We start from the raw sequence: 16,960 nt of genomic DNA on the forward strand, positions 1-16,960 counted from the left end.
TCCCCATGCTCCCCGTCCTGCTGCGCCTGTCCTTCACCACGCTGTGGATGCAGCTCCTGCTGTACGCCGCCGCGGTGGGGGTGGTGGCCTCCGTCGCCGTCAATGGCTGGCGCGGCACGCTGGGGCCGGTGGACGCGGAGACGGGCAAGGAGGGCCCCGCGCCGCTCCAGGACAAGCTCCTGCGCGCGTTGGGGTTCGCGGTGGTGGGCGGCTTTCTCGCGTACTTCGGCCTGATGTACGCGCTGCCCGCGGACGCCTTCCCCGGCGGCAAGGGCGAGGGCATCCCGCTGCACACCTACGGCGTGCTCCTGGCCGCGGGCTTCGTCACCGCGGTGTCGGTGGCGGGCCGGCTGGCGCAGGACGAGTGGCGCCGGGTGAGCTTCGTGGAGGGCCGGGGCTGGGTGGACACGGAGGGGCCCCAGAAGCGCGAGCAGGTGCTGGACCTGGCGTTCTGGGTGCTGGTGGGCGGGCTCGTGGGCAGCCGCGTGCTGTTCGTGCTGGTGAACTGGCAGGACTACGCGCGCGACTGGACGCAGGTCTTCTCCCTGGGCGGCGGGCTGGTGTTCTACGGCGGCCTCATTGGCGCGGGGCTGGCGGCGTTCCTCTTCGCCCGCAAATACGACCTGGACTTCCTGCGGCTGGCGGACGTGTGCATCCCCACCGTGTCGCTGGGGCAGTGCCTGGGGCGCCTGGGGTGCTTCTCCGCCGGGTGCTGCTGGGGCGACATGGCCGGGAGCCACTCGCACACGGGCGTCACCTTCCCGGGCTCCGGGCTGGCCCAGGACCTGTTCGGCCAGCTGGGGCGCGCGTCCAGCCTGGCGTATGGCTCGCAGGCCGGGGATGACCGCTTCGTGGTGGAGGCCACCGGACAGGTGCTCCACGAGTGGGCGCCGGGCGCGGTGCGCATCTCCGACTGGGTGGCCCAGCACGGCACCACGCTGCCGGTGTACCCCACGCAGCTCTTCGAGTCGGTGGGGCAGCTGGTGCTCTTCGTGGCGCTCCTGTACGCGCGCCGCTTCCGCCGCTTCCACGGGCACATCTTCGCCCTGTGGCTGATGGCCTACGCCTGCCTGCGCACCACGGTGGAGCTGTTCCGGGGCGACGTGGAGCGCGGCACCCTGCACGGCCTGCTGGAGTCGCTGGGGGCCCAGGGGCTGGCCGGGGCGGTGCCCCTGGAGGCCTGGTACAACGTGTCCACCAGCCAGTTCATCTCCCTGTGCATGTTCACCTTCGGTGCGCTGCTGATGGCGCGCCACCGACCGGCGGGTGAGGCCGCTGGCCTGGGGCCTACACCGTCAGCGGCCTGAGGTTGCGAGCCGCGCCCGGGTTGGGGACACTCCCGGGAACATGCCGCCGCCCGACAACGCACGGCCCGCCTCCAAAGGTGGGGCCCGGCCCGCGCAACAGGACGCCAGTTCCTCCAGCGAAGCCGCCCTTCAGCAATGTGAGGAGCTGGAGGCGGCCATCGCGGAGCTGCGCCACAGCTACGAGCAGTACTTCCTGGGCATGGAGCGTCAGGCGCCCATCCGCGCGCATGAGGACCTGAAGAAGCGGATGTTGAAGCTCAAGGGGGCCTTCATCCGCAGCACGTCGGTGAAGTTCCGCGTGCAGAGCCTCCACAACAAGTTCCTCACCTACGAGCGGCTGTGGGCGCGCACGCTCCAGGAGATTGAAGCCGGCACCTACCGCCGCGACCTGGCCAAGGCCCGCCGTCGCGCCGGGACGAAGCCAGCCGGTGCCACCGGCCAGAAGGGCGTGGTGGAGATCCCCGAAGAAGTCGACGACATGGACTTCGAGGAGATTGAAGAGCTCACCGGCCGCCGCCCCATCAACGAGCCGAAGCTCGCCTCGGAGTACATGGCGGAGCAGCAGGGCCCGGCCGGTACGCCCTTCCGGGGCAGTCCGGCGGTGGCCCCTGTCGCGGCGCAGCCGGCCGGCGCGCCCCGGGGCACGCCCGCGGGGCTGGTGCCGCCGAAGCAGTCGGCTCCGGCGGTCTCGCCCGTGAGCGGACTGCCGTCCATCGCGCCCGTGGGGACCCCGGCGGCGGGACGTCCGGCGGTGCCTCCGGGCATGGCCACGAAGGCTCCGGCGGCGGCTCCGCAGCAGCCCGCCCGTCCCGCGGCCCCTGCCGCCGCGGCGGCGCCTCGTCCCGCGGCGGCCGGCCCCGGTGGCGGCATGTCCGACGACAAGCTGCGCGCGGTGTACGACGCCTATGTCACCGCGAAGCGCCGCTGCCAGGAGGACACGTCCAAGCTGTCCTACGAGTCGGTGGCGGCCACGCTGCGCAAGCAGGTGCCGGAGCTGCTCAAGCAGCACAACGCGAAGGCCGTGGAGTTCAAGGTCGTCATCAAGGACGGCAAGGCCTCGCTCAAGGCCGTGCCCAAGTAGCGAAAGGCACGGCATGAACCAGGACCTGGAGTCGCTCAAGGCGCGGGTGGCGCGCCTGTCGGTGATGATCTTCGACATCGACGGCACGCTCACCGACGGCCGCATCTTCTGGGTGCCCAACTCCGGCTGGACGCAGATGTACAGCGTGCGTGACGGCATGGGCATCAAGCGCCTTCAGGAAGCGGGCATCGAGGTGGCCGCCATCTCCGGCGGCGACAGCCTGTCCGCGCAGATGCGCATGCAGTCGCTGGGCTTGCGCCACGTGCACTTCGGCAGCCAGGACAAGGTGGCGCACTTCGAGAAGCTGCTCACCCTGCTCAACGTGTCCGCCGAGCACTGCGGCTACATGGGGGATGAAGTGGTGGACCTGCCGCTGCTCAACGCGGTGGGCTTCTCCGCCACCGTGCCGGAGGCGCCGGACGAGGTGCGCGCCCGGGTGCACTACGTGGCCCAGCGCGCCGCGGGCTTCGGCGCCGCGCGCGAGGTGTGTGAGTTCATCCTGAAACACCGGGCGCGCTCCGCGCCCTGAAGTGCGCGGGCCCTTCTGCCTCACCGTCAAAGCGGTGGGAGGGGAAAGATGCCCAAACGTTCGCTGCTGGAAACGCCTACCTCCCTGCCTGGCGCTCGGGTTGTCGCTCCCAGGGCCCGTTCCTACCTTGCGCTGCCTGAAGGCCGGTGGACGGCCCGAGACACCTGGGAGGCGACGTGGGGATGCGGCGGATGTGGCTCGGACTGGCGGTGGCCGTGGGGCTCGCCGTGTCCACCGGATGCGGGCAGTCCCCCGAGGACTCCGAAGCGCGGCTCGCGGTCCTGGAGGCCGAGGGCAAGCAGATGGACCAGGCCCTGGACGCGGTCGAGGACCGGCTCCTGGGCAGCCAGGGCCGGCTCGCCATGTGGAACGAGCTGGGGCGGCGTCACCAGGAGGTGAGCGCCATCCAGTGCAAGGTGGCCGACGCCCACATGGCCGCCATCCTCAAGCACGAGGACAAGCAGAACCAGAAGGCGCGCATGGTCAAGCAGCGCAACTCGATGGCGTCCGTGGACACCACCGTGCTCACGTCCGGCAAGGCGCCCGCGCAGCAGCGCAGCAACTGAGGTTCTAGCCGGGGAGGCGCGCGGTGCGCTCGCGCATGCGCTTCTCCACCGCGATGACGCCCCGGAGGAACAGCCCGGGCGCCAGCCGCCGCAGCCGCCAGAACCAGCGCGCATCCGCCATGGGCAGCACGTGCGGCGCGCCCTGGTCCACCGCCTTGAGCAGCCGCTCGGCGACCCACTCCGGTCCAATCCTGGACTGGTCCACCAGCTTCACGCTCATGCGGCGCGTCTCCGGGTCGGAGTAGGGCGCGGCCGCGGAGGCGATGTTCGTGCGGAAGAACGTGGGGCACGCCACCGTGACGCCCAGCCCCAGCGGTCGCAGCTCCGCGTAGAGCGTCTCCGACAGCGCGACGACCGCGGCCTTGGACGTGTTGTAGGCCGCCAGGTTCGGCGCGTACACGAGCCCCGCCGCGGACGCGATGTTGAGCACGTGCCCGGAGCCCTGCTTCTTCAGGCGGGGCACGAACGCGTGGCAGCCGTGGATGACGCCCCACAGGTTCACGTCCAGCACGCGCTTCCACTCCGACAGGGGCAGCGTGCCCACCGCGCCTCCGGTGGCGACGCCCGCGTTGTTCACCACCAGGTCCGCGCCGCTGAACGCTTCGTCCGTGGCGCGCGCCAGCGCCTCCACCGCGTCCGGGTCCGTCACGTCGCACGGGTGCACGCGCGCCTCGCCGCCCAGCTCCGTGACGCGGCGGGCGGTCTCCTCCGCGCTGGCCGCGTTCATGTCCGACACCATGACCCGCGCCTGACGGGCCGCCAGCGCTTCACACAGCGCGCGGCCCAGGCCGCTGCCGGCGCCCGTCACCACCGCGCGAGGACGAGAGGGAAGGCTCATGGTTTTCGGACTCCTGGGGCGAGAGGGGGACGTCGTGACGCGGCAGGGCTAGCACGGCGGGCGAAACTCGGGGAACTCCTGCTTCCGGACGGGCGGGCAGGCGGGCGCACGGTTCGTGACCCCAGGTCAGAAGTTGGCTAGAACCCACGGCCGTGCAACGCGCCTTGGTGGCAGTAATGGCAGTCGCGGCGGCGGCGCTCCTGGGATGCAACGACCTGGAGAACTGCGGCTCGACGCCGGTGGACATCACCCGGACCGACGGGGGCCTCTACCGTTGCGTGACGTCCGAGGACTGCCCCAGGACGTCGCGCGTCTCCGTGTGCGTGACGGACGTCTCCTCCGAGCGCGAGTGCGTGCGCTGCGACGAGACGCGCTGCGTGCGCCTCATCCCGGAGTCCTGCCAATGACGCGGCGACTGTCGCGTTGGGCGTGCGCACTGGCGGTGGGGGCGCTCGCCGTCACGGGGTGCCGGGACAAGCCGGTGGACCACATGCAGCGCGCGCGCGACGCCATCTTCGAGAAGCGTCCGGACGAAGCGCTGGTGGAGTACCGCAAGGCCTACGAGATGCTGCTGCGCGACGAGACCCCGGAGGCGCTGGTGATGCGCGCCCGGGCGCTCAAGGGCGCGGCGGACGTGTACTGGCTGGAGCAGCGCAAGGTGAAGGAGGCGGTGAGCGTCTACCGCCAGCTCATCCAGCAGTGCCCGGAGTCTCCGGAGTCGCTGGAGGCGCGCATCATCCTGGCGGAGCTGCTGCGGGTGCACTACCGCGACCTGCGCGGCTCCATTGATCAGCTCACCGCCGCGCTGCACCGCAACCCGCCGCAGAGCGCGGAGCTGCAGTACCAGGTGGCCAAGACGTACTTCGAGCTCCAGGACTATCCGCAGTGCGAGCTGGAGGCGAAGAAGCTGCCGGACCGCTTCGCCACCAGCCCCTACGTGGACGACGCGCTCTTCCTCCAGGCGCAGGCCCTGGCCATGGTGGAGGGCAAGCGCCAGGAAGCGCTGAAGACGTACGCGGACCTGCGCACGCGCTTCCCGGATTCGGAGCTGGCGCCGTACGCCCTCTTCGAGATGGGCAAGCTGCGCGCCGACGCGGGCGACAACGAGAAGGCCATCGAGACCTGGGTGGAGTGCCTGAAGACGCACCCCGACCCGACGCTCGTGCAGGACGCCATCGCCCGGGCACGCCGCCGCCTGGCCAACCTCACGGTGGAGGGCATTGGCAAGAAGGAGGTGGCGTTCGACCGCAGCAAGCAGGCGCGCACCTCCGTGGAAGCCATGGGCGGCAGCGCCGAGGAAGCCGCCCGCGACCGCGGCGACTGACGCAGGAGACATTCACATGAACGTGCTGGTGACAGGGGCCACGGCGGGCATCGGGCAGGCCATCGCGCGCCGCTTCGTGAAGGAGGGCGCGCGCGTCATCGCCACCGGACGGCGGAGCGACCGGCTGGACGCGCTCAAGGCGGAGCTGGGCGAGCGGCTCCTGCCGGTGACGCTGGACGTGACGGACAAGGCGGCGGTGAAGGCGGCGTTCGCCTCGCTGCCGGCGGACTTCGCGCAGGTGGACGTGCTGGTGAACAACGCGGGGCTCGCGCTGGGGATGGAGCCCGCGCAGGCGGCGCGGCTGGAGGACTGGGACGTGGTGGTGGACACCAACGTGAAGGGCCTCCTGTACTGCACGCGCGAAGCGCTCACGGGCATGGTGGCGCGCGACCGCGGGCACGTCATCAACATCGGCTCCATCGCGGGCGAGTTCCCGTATCCGGGCGGCAACGTGTACGGCGCGACGAAGGCGTTCGTGCATCAGTTCACGCTCAACCTGCGCGCGGACCTGCACGGCACCGCCGTGCGCGTCACGGATATCCAGCCGGGGCTCTTGGGCGGCACGGAGTTCTCCAGCGTGCGCTTCCGCGGCGACGACGCGAAGGCCGCGGCGCTCTACCAGAACACCCAGCCGCTCACGCCCGAGGACGTCGCGGACACGGCGTACTGGGTGGCCACGCGGCCCGCGCACGTGAACATCAACGTCATCTCCATGATGCCGGTGGCGCAGGCCTTCGGGCCGCTGCTGGTGAAGCGCGGCGGCTGAGCAAGGGAAGGCGCTACGATGCCGGCGTGAGGCGCAAGCCCTCGCCGCGACGCTGGCGGCGCGCCAGGCGCTTCAGCCCGGCACGAGCAACGCGGCTTCCAGGAGCGGCGCGGGCACGGACGGGTCGTCCGCGTCCGCCACCAGCAGCACGTGGACGCGGCCACCCTCCACGCGCGCGTCCACGCCCTCCAGCTTCACGGGCACGTCCACCGCGTCCAGGTACACGGGCGTGCCGTCCGGCGCGAGCACCCCCACCGCGGAACCCTTCACCGGCCCGTCCGCCACGCGGTCGCGAGACGCCTCCGCCGTGGCGGTGAACACCACGCGCCCGTCCGGCAGCGGCGACGCGTCCGTGAAGGACAGCCGCACGCCATTGGCCTCGCCCAGCTCCCACCGGCGCACGGTGCGCACGGCCTCCGGCCCCATCACGCCCACGTCCAGGCTGGCCAGCACGCGGTCCAGGTCCAGGTCCACCAGCGCGTCCACGCCGCCCTCGCCGTTGCCCCGGTTGAGCAGCCGCAGCCGCTTGCCCGCCACCGCCGCGCCCTCCACGTTGAGCGCCACCAGCTCGCGCTCCAGCTGTACGTAGAGCGACGTGCAGTCCACCGTGCGCGGCTCGCCCGCGAGCGTCCCGTCCGCGTTCAGGGGCAGCACCGACGCCCGGCGCCGCGCGGGCGTGGACCCCGAGGGCAGGGCCAGCAGCGCCCCGTGCGCGAAGGACGCGGACGGGCCCAGCCGGCACAGCGCCTCCAGGTCCGGCTTCGCCACCTTGCGAGCCGAGTGCTCAGCCGGGAGCTCGCCCGGAAAGAGGCGCACGGTGTGGCCCGGCGCGTCTCCGGTGGCGGGGAACACCGCGAGGTGGAGCGCGTCGTCCGCGACGACGTAGAGCCAGTCCCCCGCGCGCACCAGGCCGCTGGCGGCGGAGACGTGCGCGGGACGGCCAGGGGCTTCGGGCTCCGCGAGGGTGAGCGTGCGCCGGCGGGTGGTGGGAATCATGGGACCTGGGAGCGTCGCCGACTACAGCAGGGTTCCGCTCAGGAAGAGGCTCGCGGCCGTGAAGTAGATGACGAGTCCGGACACGTCCACCAGCGTGGCCACGAAGGGCGCGGACGCGCTCGCGGGGTCGAAGCCCACGCGCCGCAGGATGAACGGCAGCATGGAGCCGGACAGCGTGCCGAACATCACCACGCCCACCAGCGACACGCCCACCGTCATGCCAATGAGGAACGCGTGGTCGCCGTAGCTGTGGAACAGCGCCTGCCACGCCATCACGCGCAGGAAGCCCACGATTCCCAGCACCGCGCCCAGCGCCAGGCCCGTGCTCAGCTCCCGCCGGGCCACGCGCCACCAGTCCTTCAGCCGCATCTCCGACAGCGCCAGCGACCGGATGATGAGCGTGGTGGCCTGGCTGCCGGAGTTGCCGCCGGAGCTGATGATGAGCGGGATGAAGAGGCTCAGCACCACGGCGCGGGCAATCTCGTGCTCGAAGTAGCCCATGGCGGTGGCGGTGAGCATCTCCCCCAGGAAGAGCACCATCAGCCAGCCGGCGCGCTTCTTGAGCATCGCCAGGAAGCCCACGTCGAAGTAGGGCGCGTCCAGGGCCTCCATACCGCCGACCTTCTGGATGTCCTCCGTGGCCTCTTCCTGGACCACGTCCACGATGTCGTCCACCGTGACGATGCCCTTCATGCGCCGCTGCTCGTCCACCACGGGCATGGCCATGAAGCTGTGCTCGGAGAAGGTGCGGCTCACCGCCTCCTGGTCCGTGTTCTCCGCCACGGTGATGACGTCGCGAATCATCACGTCCGCCACGCGCTTGTCCGGCGCGGCCTGGAAGAGCTGGCGCAGGGACAGCACGCCCTGCAGCCGCTGCTCGGCGTCCAGCACGTAGGCGTAGTAGACGGTCTCCACCTTCTCGCGCGCCTGCTTGCGCAGGTACCCGATGGCCTCGTCGATGCTCATGTCCGGGCGCACGCGGGCGAAGCGCGGGTTCATGAGGCCACCCGCGTCGTCCTCCGAGTACGCCAGGAGGACGTTCACCTCGCGGCGGCTGGCGTCGTCCAGCTGCGACAGGATGGCGTCCACCTGCTCCGGCTCCACGGCCTGGACCAGGTCGGCCAGGTCGTCCGGGGGGAGCAGGCGGACCCAGGTGCGGCGCTCGGCCTGGGGCAGGCTGAGGATGAGCTCGCCCTGTTCGCGCGCGCTGAGGCCCAGGAAGAAGTCATCCGCCACCGCCGCGGGCAGCAGGCGGAAGCCCTCCAGGCGCTCGTCCACGGAGAGCACGGCCCACGCCTCGTGAAGCTCGTCGGGGGACAGCGCGTTCTGGCTCTGGGGACTCTCCACCATGACGACGGCCTCGAAAGAAGAGGGGGAGGGTGCGCGCCTCGCTGCGATGCGCGCGGGCCTCTCTACACCCCTCCTGGGGACACGGCGAGCGGAAGGCGCGAAACATCGAGCGGAAAGTCCTGTCCGCCTGCCTGCCCATGCCACCCGTGTCCACGGGTTCACGGGAGGGCGCCCCGGCTCTGAAGGGGCGCAGCCCGGGAGTGGGTCAGGTCTTCTGCTGGATGAGCTCCACCTTGTAGCCGTCCGGGTCCTCCACGAAGGCGATGACGGTGGTGCCGTGCTTCATGGGGCCGGGCTCGCGGACGACCTTGCCGCCGGCCTGCCGGATGGCGTTGGCGGTGGCGTGGATGTCGCTGACGCCCAGGGCGATGTGGCCGTAGGCGGAGCCCAGCTCGTACTTCGCCGTGTCCCAGTTGTGGGTCAGCTCCAGGGCCGGGTGGGTGTCCTCCGGGCCGTAGCCGACGAAGGCGAGGGTGAACCTGCCGTCCGGGTAGTCCTGGCGGCGCAGGAGCGTCATGCCGAGCACGCGGGTGTAGAAGTCGAGCGACTTCTCCAGGTCGCCGACCCGGAGCATGGTGTGGAGGATGCGCATGCGGTGGCTATAACCGCCCGCGTCCATCGGGTGAAGCCAGGTGTGACGTCCTCCACCGTCCGGGCAGGCAGCCGCTCGGGGGTGAAAAGCCGACACCGGCGGGCCACTCGGGGCAGGGACGCGCGTCCGGCGCGTGCTATGGAACCGGCCATGAAACACGCTCAAAGCCAGGCCCTCTTCGCCCGTGCGCAGGCGCGCATCCCGGGTGGCGTGAACTCTCCGGTGCGTGCCTTCCGTGGCGTGGGAGGCGACCCCGTCTTCTTCAAGGAGGGCTCCGGCGCGTGGCTCACCGACGTGGACGGCAACCGCTACGTGGACCTGGTGGGCAGTTGGGGCCCGCTCATCCTGGGCCACGCGTATCCGCCCATCGTGGAGGCCATCCTGGAGGCCGCGCGGCGCGGCACCACGTTCGGCGCGCCTGTCGCCGCGGAGGTGGAGTTCGCGGAGCTGCTCTGCGCCACGGTGCCTTCGGTGGAGAAGGTGCGCCTGGTCTCCAGCGGCACGGAGGCCACGGTGGCCGCCGTCCGCGTGGCGCGCGGCTTCACCGGCCGCGACCACATCCTCAAGTTCGAGGGCTGCTTCCACGGCGCGGGTGACCCGTTCCTCGTGAAGGCGGGCAGCGGCGTGGAGACGCTGGGCCTGCCGGACTCGCCGGGCGTGCCGTCCGCGCTGGCGTCGCTCACGCTCACCGCGCCCTTCAACGACCTGGAGGCCGTGGAGCGCATCTTCAACGAGAAGGGCCAGGACATCGCCTGCGCCATCATCGAGCCCGTGGTGGGCAACATGGGCGTGCTGGTGCCGCGCCCCGGCTACCTCGAAGGGTTGCAGAAGCTCTGCCAGAAGCACGGCGTGCTCTTCATCCTGGATGAGGTGATGACGGGCTTCCGGCTGGCGCGCGGCGGCGCGCAGGAGCTGTACGGGCTCAAGCCGGACCTGACCACCATGGCGAAGGTGGTGGGCGGCGGCATGCCGCTGGGCGCGTACGGCGGCCGGCGCGACATCATGTCGAAGGTGGCGCCGGAGGGGCCCGTGTACCAGTCCGGCACGCTGTCCGGGAACCCGGTGGCGGTGGCGGCGGGCCTGGCCTGCGTGAAGGCGCTGGCGGCGCCGGGGACGTACCAGCGGCTGGAGCAGCTGGGCCTGCTGCTGGAGGAGGGCTTCCGCGCGGAGGCGAAGGCGGCGGGCGTGCCGGTGACGGTGAACCGCGTGGGCAGCATGCTCACGGTGTTCTTCACGGCGGAGCCGGTGTTCGACTACGCGTCCGCGAAGAAGGCGGACACGGCGAAGTTCGGGCGCTTCTTCCACGCGATGCTCCAGGAAGGTGTGTACCTGCCGCCCAGCCAGTTCGAGGCGGCGTTCGTGTCGCTGGCCATCGGCGAGCCGGAGGTGGCGCACGTGCTCGCCGCGGCCCGCAAGGCGTTCCGCGCGCTTGGCGACGCCCGTTGAGCCAGAGGCCCTGAGCGGGCCCGTGCGCTTCGGCCCCTACACCCTCGTGCGCCGCATTGGCGCCGGGGGGATGGGGGAGGTCTTCCTCGCGCGCGAGGAGGGCGTGGGGCGCGCGGTGGTGGTGAAGAAGGTGCTGCCGGGGCTGGTGGACAGCCGGCAGTTCGTGGGCCGCTTCCGCGACGAGGCCCGCGTGGTGGTGCGGCTGGCGCACCCGAACATCGCGCGCGTGTACGCGATGGGCGAGGTGGACGGGCAGCTGTTCCTCGCCATGGAGTACGTGCTGGGCAAGACGCTCAGCCGGCTCGCGTACCGCCTGCGGCAACGCCAGCGGATGATGCCCCTGGGGCCGCTGCTCCAGATGGGCATCCGGCTGTGCGAGGGCCTGGCGTACGCGCACGACGCGACGGATGAAGAAGGGCACCCGCTGCACCTGGTGCACCGCGACCTGTCCCCCGCGAACGTGTGCGTGAGCTACGCGGGCGAGGTGAAGATCATCGACTTCGGCGCGGCGCAGTCCACGCTGAAGGAGCAGCAGACGGCGCCGCGCGTGGTGATTGGCAACCTCACGTACATGGCGCCGGAGCAGGCCCGCAAGCGCACGGTGGACCGGCGCGCGGACCTGTACGCGGTGGGCGTGGTGCTGTGGGAGCTGTTCTCGTGGAAGCCGCTGTCGCAGCGGGGCGACCCGTTGGAGCGCTGGCGGCGCGCGGCCTATCCGCAGTGGGAGCCGGCGGGGCGCTACCGGCCGGACCTGCCGCGGGCGGTGGACGCGTTCCTGGCGCGCGCGCTGGCGTCCGAGCCGAACGACCGCTTCCCCACGGCGACGGCCATGGCGGAGGCGCTGGGCGCGCTGAAGGAGAAGCTGGCGCCCAACGTGACGGATCAGGACCTGGTGCGGCTGATGTCGGCGGCCTTCCCGCGCGAGAAGGTCATCGAGCAGCAGGTGCTGGACGACCTGCTGCGCGAGCAGCCCGAGCGCGCGAACACACGTCAGGAGTTCCCGTCCGTGCTCGCGCCCCCCGGGGCCGTGGATGCGGCGGAGGCGCTCCGCGCGCAGGAGGACATCGCGACGGAGGCGCTGGACGCGGCGAAGTTGCGGCAGGCGGAGAGCGCGGACGCCGCGAGGCCGCCACCGCCGGAGTACGCCAGCGTGGGGCAGCAGACCGAGGCGCTGGACGCGGCGAAGGTGGAGCAGGCGCTGCGCGCGGCGGCGGAGGCGCAGAGGCTCCGGGCGGAGTCTGGCGACGCGGCGGAGCTGCCGCGCAAGGCGCCTCCGGCGCGGCTGCACAACCTGGAAATCACCATGGATGCCTGGCTGCCAGGCATTGGCGCCGCGGAGCCCACCACGCCGGGACTTCCTCCCCAGACCCCGGAAGCGGCGTCCGGAGGGGCTCGCGCGCAGTGGACTTCCGGGCCGGGTGCGGACGAGGCCACCCCTCAAGAGGCTCCCAGCCCGCTGGTATCGCGTGGGGGCCCGGGCTCCGAGGACACCACCGACCCGGGGGAGCGGACCCCCACGCCCACGGCTTCGCCTTCGGGCAGGCAGGCTCCGGCGGAAGAACCGCCTCGGCCGGATTGGAATCCGGGCCCGGACGCGAAAGACTCCGTTACACACCTTCGAGCGTCTCACAGTGAGGGGCCCCCCCCGGCCCCGGAGGACTCACCGATGCAGAACCGCCCCTCGCGCCCGGGCTGGACTCCCGGCGCAGGCAGTGAGGACTCCACCACCAACGAGCGGCCCGCGCGCAAGAGCGCCACGGGCCTGCCCGCCGCCGGCAAGGGCGGCTGGACCCCGGGCTCCGGAGAGGACGACGCCACCGAGGGTGCCGGTTCCCTGCCCATGGCTTCGCGCCCGGACACGGACGACGACGCGGACGATGAGGGCACCGACGTCGACAATCCCGGCCGTCCCAAGGCGAGCGCGGCGCCGCGTGCCCCCCAGGCGCGTCCCGCCGAGGCGTTCCCGGACGCCACCCGCCCCATGTCCCAGGACGAGCTGCCGGTGCCCTGGACGTCGCAGGGCGCGGGCGAAGCCACCGAGGCCCTGGAGGCCGCGAAGATCTTCGGCGCCCTGTCCCAGACGACGGGCAACATGCCGGCCTACCTGGACGAGAAGGCCACCCCCTACGTCCCGCCCAAGGAGGCCCCGCGCCGCCAGGCCCCCGTCGTGAATGAGCGGCCCCATGAGACGCGCCCCATGCAGGTGCGGACCAAGACGCGCGAAACGCTCGTGGGCTACGACATGGACATCTCCGAGGCGCTCCGGCAAGCCGAGCTGAAGCGCCGCGAAGCCGAGCTCGCCGCCCAGAAGCGCGACAACAAGAAGAAGAAGCCCGTGAAGAAGTCCACGGGGGGCAACCCGCTCCAGGGCCTGTGGCCCATCCCGCCCCAGTACCGCTTCTGGGCCATGCTCGTGGTGGTGGCCCTGGCGTGCGGCCTGGGCTTCGGCGTGATGTGGCTCTTGCTGAGCGGCGGCGAAGGCGGCGGCTGATCAGTCCAGCGCCGGCAGCCGGTACTGGATGCCCAGCGACACGGTGGCGGTGCTCAGCCAGTTGCTCGTGAAGCCGTCGCCGAACTCGTCGTCGTTGTCGTCCGACGTGCCTCGCGCGCCGCCGCCCAGGTAGCGCAGGTTGAGGAAGACATCGACCTGGTCGGTGACACGCACGCCGCCGCGCAGGCTCGCGTCCAGCAGCGCGCCCGTCGTGGCCGAGTCGCTGTCGCCGTTGATGATGGCCGCCGGCGCGTAGCTGCCATCCGCCTCCAGCCCCACCCACCAGTTCTGACTCAACGGCCAGCGCACGCGCACCTTGAGCAGCGGCACCGGCCCCACGTCCCGGGTGGTCCGCCGCAGGGTCCCGTCCGCGGAGGTGAAGACGAACGTCGCGTTGCGAAGCTGGAGGGACGCGCCCACGGACAGCTCCCGCTCGGGGCCGCCGAGCAGGTCATAGAGGTAGCTGGCCCGGTAGAACGGGAACGCGTAGCGCACGTCCAGGTTCGTGTTCTCCGGGAACGTGAGCCCGTCAATCGTGACGTCCCGCCGCAGCACGACCTGCGTCTGGAGGTCCAACGGCTGCACCAGGAACACCAGCGTGTGCCGCCCGCGCAGGGACAGCTCCGCGCTCAGGCGTACGAACGTGTAGAGGTTGTCCTGCCCGCCGTCCTCCGGGAAGCGGAAGATGGTTCCATCGCTCCCCTGACGCAGGCTGTGCGCCAGGACGTCCAGGAAGCCCAGCTCCGCCACCGCGCGCAGCTCCACGCGCGGCTCCTCCTTCCGCGGCGCGTCCTCCTCCGCGCGAGCGGAGCCCGCCATCCCGAACAGCCACGCCAGCACTCCTGCCACGACTTGCGATCCGCGCATGGTCATCCCCTGGGAGGTGCACCCTCGAGGCCGGCAGCAGACGCGACCCGGGCGCGCGAAGGGGATTTTCGAGCGGGGGACTGTTCACTCTCCCCCGCGCGCCTTGCCGTCACGCGCCCGTCAGGGGCAGGTTCGGCGCCACCGGCGGCTCCAGCGGCAGGAAGAGGCGGAAGATGGTGCCCCTGCCCGTCTCCGGCGCGTCCAGCGACACCTGGCCCACGTGTGAATCAATGATGCGCTTCACCACGGCGAGCCCCAGCCCGGTGCCCTGGGCCTTGGTGGTGAAGAAGGGCTCGAAGACGCGCGCGCGCAGCTCCGCCGGGATGCCCGGCCCCGTGTCGCTGATCTCCACCTGCACGCCGGCCCGGTCCAGCCACGCCTTGCGCGCCACCACGCGCAGCGTGCCGCCCTGGGGCAGCATGGCCTGCACGGCGTTGAGCGCCACGTTGAGGAAGCACTGGCGGATGAGCCGCTCGTCCACCGTCACCGCCGGCACGTCCTCCTCCATCACCCACTCCACCCGCACTTGAGACGGCGAGGTGCCGCCCACGTCGGCGAGCGCGCTGCTCACCGCCTCCTCCAGCAGCTGCGTCACCGACACCGGATACAGGTGTGGCGACGGAGGCCGCGCGAACGTGAGCAGGTCCGCGACGATGCGGTTGAGCCGGTCCGCCTCCTCCCCCACGATGTCCACCAGCGGGATGGCCGGACTCTCCGGCCCGATGATGCGGCGGATGGTGGCCACCGAATTGAAGATGGCGCCCAGGGGGTTGCGCACCTCGTGGGCCACCACCGCGGACAGCTCACCCAGCGCGACCAGCCGCTCGCGGTTCACCAGCTGCTCCTGCGCGCGCGCCAGCTCCGCGTAGCTCTGCTTCAGGTCCTCCACCAGCCGCGCGCCCTCCAGCGCCAGCGACAGCTGGTTGGCGATGGCGTCCGCGCGCTCCAGCTCGGAGGGCGTGAAGCGGCGCGGCCGGCGCGTCTCCACCATCACCGCCACGCCCACCATCTGGTCATGCACGGCGAGCGGCAGCGCCATGTACGACTGGGCCTCCGCGGCCTGGCGAAGCTCGTCGTCCGCCCGCACCTCCAGCCGCGCGTCCTCCACGCGCAGCGGCTGGCGCGTGCGGTACACCTGGGCCGCCAGCGAGTTCGACGACAGGTCCAGCGGCACGTGGAGCCCCACCAGCTCCGGGTGGCCGCCCGTCGCCGCGCGGATGGCGAGCCTTTCGCCCTGGGCATCCGGCAGGAGCACGTACGCGTCCGGCACGTCCACGATGCGCGCCAGGCTGGTGACACCCGTGGCCAGCAGCCGGTCCAGCTCCAGCGTGGCCGCCAGCGCCTTGCCCACCTCGTGCATCAGCGCCAGGTCCTCCGCCCGGCCGCGCACCTCGTCCAGCAGCCGGTGGGATTCAATGGCCGCCGCGAAGTGCGTGCCCATGGCCTGGAGCGTCTCCACCTCCAGCGCGGTGAGCCGGCGGCGCGCATGGAACAGCACGCTCAACGTGCCCACGCCGCGCGAGCGCACCCGCAGCGGCACCGACACCAGCGTCTGGAACGCCAGCGCCCGGAGCGCGTCGCGCGTGGCCGCGGGACACGTCTCCGCGTCCAGCACCTGCACCGCGTCCGGCATCCCGCCCGGACGGGGAAGCGACCCCAGCCGCGCGCGGCGCACGCGCGCCACCGCGTCCTCGGACAGGCCTCGCGCGTAGACGAGCTCCAGGGACTCGCCCGACTCGTGCCGCGTGTCCGCGGGCAGGAGCAGGCACACGGCATCACAACCCAGCAGGCCTGAGATCTCCTCCGTGCCGGAGCCGAAGAAGGCGCGCGGGTGGGGCGCGGACGCGGCCTGTGACGCCAGCCGCCCCAGCGCGGTGAGCGCCGTCGCGCGCACGCTCAGCCGCTGGATGGTGCGCGCCGCGTCCAGCGCGGATGACACCTGCTGGCCGAACAGCCGCACCGCGGCCACGTCCTCCTCGCTCAGCCAGTCCGCGGCCAGCACCAGCATGGCCATGGGCGCGTTCTCCACGTCGATGCGCACGCCCACCGCCCGGTGCGTCTCCACGCGCCGGAACACCGCCAGCACCGCGTCCATGCGCGCTTCGGACACGAACCGGGACGCCTCCACGCCCAGGTCCTCCACCCACGCATCGCCGTCGCGCCAGGTGCGCACCAGCGCGGGCGCCCAGCCGCCAGGGGTCTCCACCCGCACGCGGCCTCCCAGCGACGGCGCGTGCGGCACCATCCGGGGGGACAGCCCCGCCACGGACAGCTCCACGCCCACGCCCCGGGGCGTCAGCCACGCGAAGCCCAGCTCCAGCGCCTCCAGTCCCCGGAACACCTCCTCGCGCACCGCGTCCTCGGAGTGCAGCGCGCGCACCGCGCTCCCCAGCTCCGCCAGCCGCCGCAGCACCATGCGGCGCCGGACCCGGGACGTCACATCGCGCACCTGCACCACCCAATCCCGGGCGTGCGGGTGCACCGTCAATTCCACGCGCAGCCCGCCAGCGCCCACGTGCAGCCACGCTTCGTAGGTGCCCGCCACGGGTGACGAACCCAGCCGCCGCGCGAGCCGGTCCGCCGGGTCCTCCAGCGGCCCCGGCTCCCACAGGAGCGTTGTCACCGGCCTGTCCAACAGCTGCTCGCGCGCCACGCCCAGCAGGCGTGACAGGGCCGCGTTGGCGTGGATGAGCAGGCCGTCCCGAAGCACGAACACGCCCAGGGGCATGTCGTCGAAGAGGCGGTACACCGCCTCCGGTTCCTCGGAAACCGTCCCCACCCGACGGTTCGTGCGCTCTGTGCTCCTC

15 protein-coding genes are annotated in these 16,960 nt (G+C 72.1%); 9 read left to right on the forward strand and 6 right to left on the reverse strand.

Translation table 11 applies throughout. The features are described 5' to 3' along the window. The 4 genes from D7W82_RS30840 to D7W82_RS30855 form a co-directional block, all read left to right on the forward strand. A partial coding sequence (locus D7W82_RS30840; protein WP_233588035.1) for a prolipoprotein diacylglyceryl transferase occupies positions 1–1,307 on the forward strand: 1,307 nt, incomplete at its 5' end. Positions 1,308–1,347: 40 nt separating this feature from the next. Then, positions 1,348–2,388, forward strand: a complete 1,041-nt coding sequence (locus D7W82_RS30845) for an MXAN_5187 C-terminal domain-containing protein (RefSeq protein WP_120621744.1) — start codon at positions 1,348–1,350, stop codon at positions 2,386–2,388. 13 nt (positions 2,389–2,401) lie between these two features. Continuing rightward, the gene (locus D7W82_RS30850; RefSeq protein ID WP_120621745.1) at positions 2,402–2,917 is read left to right on the forward strand and encodes an HAD family hydrolase; all 516 of its coding nucleotides are present in this window, start codon (positions 2,402–2,404) and stop codon (positions 2,915–2,917) included. Between the two features lie 191 nt (positions 2,918–3,108). Beyond that, entirely contained in the window at positions 3,109–3,483 is a 375-nt protein-coding gene (locus tag D7W82_RS30855; protein WP_233588036.1) for a hypothetical protein, read from the forward strand. A gap of 4 nt (positions 3,484–3,487) precedes the next feature. Here D7W82_RS30855 and D7W82_RS30860 read toward each other — a convergent pair whose 3' ends face one another. Continuing rightward, positions 3,488–4,321 carry an SDR family NAD(P)-dependent oxidoreductase gene (locus tag D7W82_RS30860; protein ID WP_120621747.1) on the reverse strand — a complete coding sequence of 278 codons (834 nt, stop codon included), beginning with the start codon at positions 4,319–4,321 and terminating at the stop codon, positions 3,488–3,490. A 176-nt stretch (positions 4,322–4,497) separates the two neighbouring features. On the opposite strand from D7W82_RS30860, the gene D7W82_RS30865 reads away from it, so the two are divergent. The 3 genes from D7W82_RS30865 to D7W82_RS30875 are packed head-to-tail and all read left to right on the forward strand — an operon-like array spanning position 4,498 to position 6,411. Beyond that, positions 4,498–4,728, forward strand: a complete 231-nt coding sequence (locus tag D7W82_RS30865; protein ID WP_171423096.1) for a hypothetical protein — start codon at positions 4,498–4,500, stop codon at positions 4,726–4,728. Beyond that, entirely contained in the window at positions 4,725–5,645 is a 921-nt protein-coding gene (locus tag D7W82_RS30870) for a tetratricopeptide repeat protein (RefSeq protein WP_120621748.1), read from the forward strand. The genes D7W82_RS30865 and D7W82_RS30870 overlap by 4 nt, the downstream gene beginning before the upstream one ends. A 16-nt stretch (positions 5,646–5,661) precedes the next feature. Continuing rightward, complete coding sequence (locus tag D7W82_RS30875; protein ID WP_120621749.1) at positions 5,662–6,411, forward strand: SDR family NAD(P)-dependent oxidoreductase; 750 nt, start codon at positions 5,662–5,664, stop codon at positions 6,409–6,411. A 72-nt stretch (positions 6,412–6,483) separates the two neighbouring features. On the opposite strand, the gene D7W82_RS30880 is transcribed toward D7W82_RS30875, so the two are convergent. From D7W82_RS30880 to gloA, 3 genes are all read right to left on the reverse strand, one after another. Then, on the reverse strand, positions 6,484–7,407 hold the full coding sequence (locus tag D7W82_RS30880) for a hypothetical protein (RefSeq protein WP_120621750.1): 924 nt from the start codon (positions 7,405–7,407) through the stop codon (positions 6,484–6,486). Positions 7,408–7,428: 21 nt separating this feature from the next. Next, on the reverse strand, positions 7,429–8,757 hold the full coding sequence (gene mgtE, locus D7W82_RS30885; RefSeq protein ID WP_120621751.1) for a magnesium transporter: 1,329 nt from the start codon (positions 8,755–8,757) through the stop codon (positions 7,429–7,431). Positions 8,758–8,962: 205 nt separating this feature from the next. After that, positions 8,963–9,349 carry a lactoylglutathione lyase gene (gene gloA / locus D7W82_RS30890; RefSeq protein WP_120621752.1) on the reverse strand — a complete coding sequence of 129 codons (387 nt, stop codon included), beginning with the start codon at positions 9,347–9,349 and terminating at the stop codon, positions 8,963–8,965. Between the two features lie 150 nt (positions 9,350–9,499). Between gloA and hemL the strand changes: the two genes are divergently transcribed. Next, a complete protein-coding gene (gene hemL / locus D7W82_RS30895; protein ID WP_120621753.1) occupies positions 9,500–10,795 on the forward strand; it encodes a glutamate-1-semialdehyde 2,1-aminomutase in 1,296 nt (431 codons plus the stop codon). Then, positions 10,779–13,286 carry a serine/threonine protein kinase gene (locus D7W82_RS42425; RefSeq protein ID WP_199727878.1) on the forward strand — a complete coding sequence of 836 codons (2,508 nt, stop codon included), beginning with the start codon at positions 10,779–10,781 and terminating at the stop codon, positions 13,284–13,286. The genes hemL and D7W82_RS42425 overlap by 17 nt, the downstream gene beginning before the upstream one ends. Here the strand turns inward: D7W82_RS42425 and D7W82_RS30905 are convergent, their stop codons facing one another. After that, complete coding sequence (locus D7W82_RS30905; RefSeq protein ID WP_233588037.1) at positions 13,287–14,153, reverse strand: outer membrane protein; 867 nt, start codon at positions 14,151–14,153, stop codon at positions 13,287–13,289. 109 nt (positions 14,154–14,262) lie between these two features. Beyond that, the coding region (locus D7W82_RS30910) for an ATP-binding protein (RefSeq protein ID WP_370451093.1) at positions 14,263–16,960 on the reverse strand (2,698 nt) is incomplete at its 5' end.

This window comes from Corallococcus sp. CA049B (assembly GCF_003611685.1).
GTDB lineage: Bacteria > Myxococcota > Myxococcia > Myxococcales > Myxococcaceae > Corallococcus > Corallococcus coralloides.

Coding starts and splice junctions, on each gene's coding strand:
- D7W82_RS30850 (WP_120621745.1), top strand. CDS start 2,402: ATGAACCAGGACCTGGAGTCGCTCAAGGCGCGGGTGGCGCGCCTGTCG.
- gloA (WP_120621752.1), bottom strand. CDS start 9,349: ATGCGCATCCTCCACACCATGCTCCGGGTCGGCGACCTGGAGAAGTCG.
- D7W82_RS30905 (WP_233588037.1), bottom strand. CDS start 14,153: ATGCGCGGATCGCAAGTCGTGGCAGGAGTGCTGGCGTGGCTGTTCGGG.
- D7W82_RS30855 (WP_233588036.1), top strand. CDS start 3,109: ATGTGGCTCGGACTGGCGGTGGCCGTGGGGCTCGCCGTGTCCACCGGA.
- D7W82_RS30860 (WP_120621747.1), bottom strand. CDS start 4,321: ATGAGCCTTCCCTCTCGTCCTCGCGCGGTGGTGACGGGCGCCGGCAGC.
- D7W82_RS30865 (WP_171423096.1), top strand. CDS start 4,498: ATGGCAGTCGCGGCGGCGGCGCTCCTGGGATGCAACGACCTGGAGAAC.
- D7W82_RS30875 (WP_120621749.1), top strand. CDS start 5,662: ATGAACGTGCTGGTGACAGGGGCCACGGCGGGCATCGGGCAGGCCATC.
- D7W82_RS30880 (WP_120621750.1), bottom strand. CDS start 7,407: ATGATTCCCACCACCCGCCGGCGCACGCTCACCCTCGCGGAGCCCGAA.
- D7W82_RS30870 (WP_120621748.1), top strand. CDS start 4,725: ATGACGCGGCGACTGTCGCGTTGGGCGTGCGCACTGGCGGTGGGGGCG.
- D7W82_RS30845 (WP_120621744.1), top strand. CDS start 1,348: ATGCCGCCGCCCGACAACGCACGGCCCGCCTCCAAAGGTGGGGCCCGG.
- hemL (WP_120621753.1), top strand. CDS start 9,500: ATGAAACACGCTCAAAGCCAGGCCCTCTTCGCCCGTGCGCAGGCGCGC.
- mgtE (WP_120621751.1), bottom strand. CDS start 8,757: ATGGTGGAGAGTCCCCAGAGCCAGAACGCGCTGTCCCCCGACGAGCTT.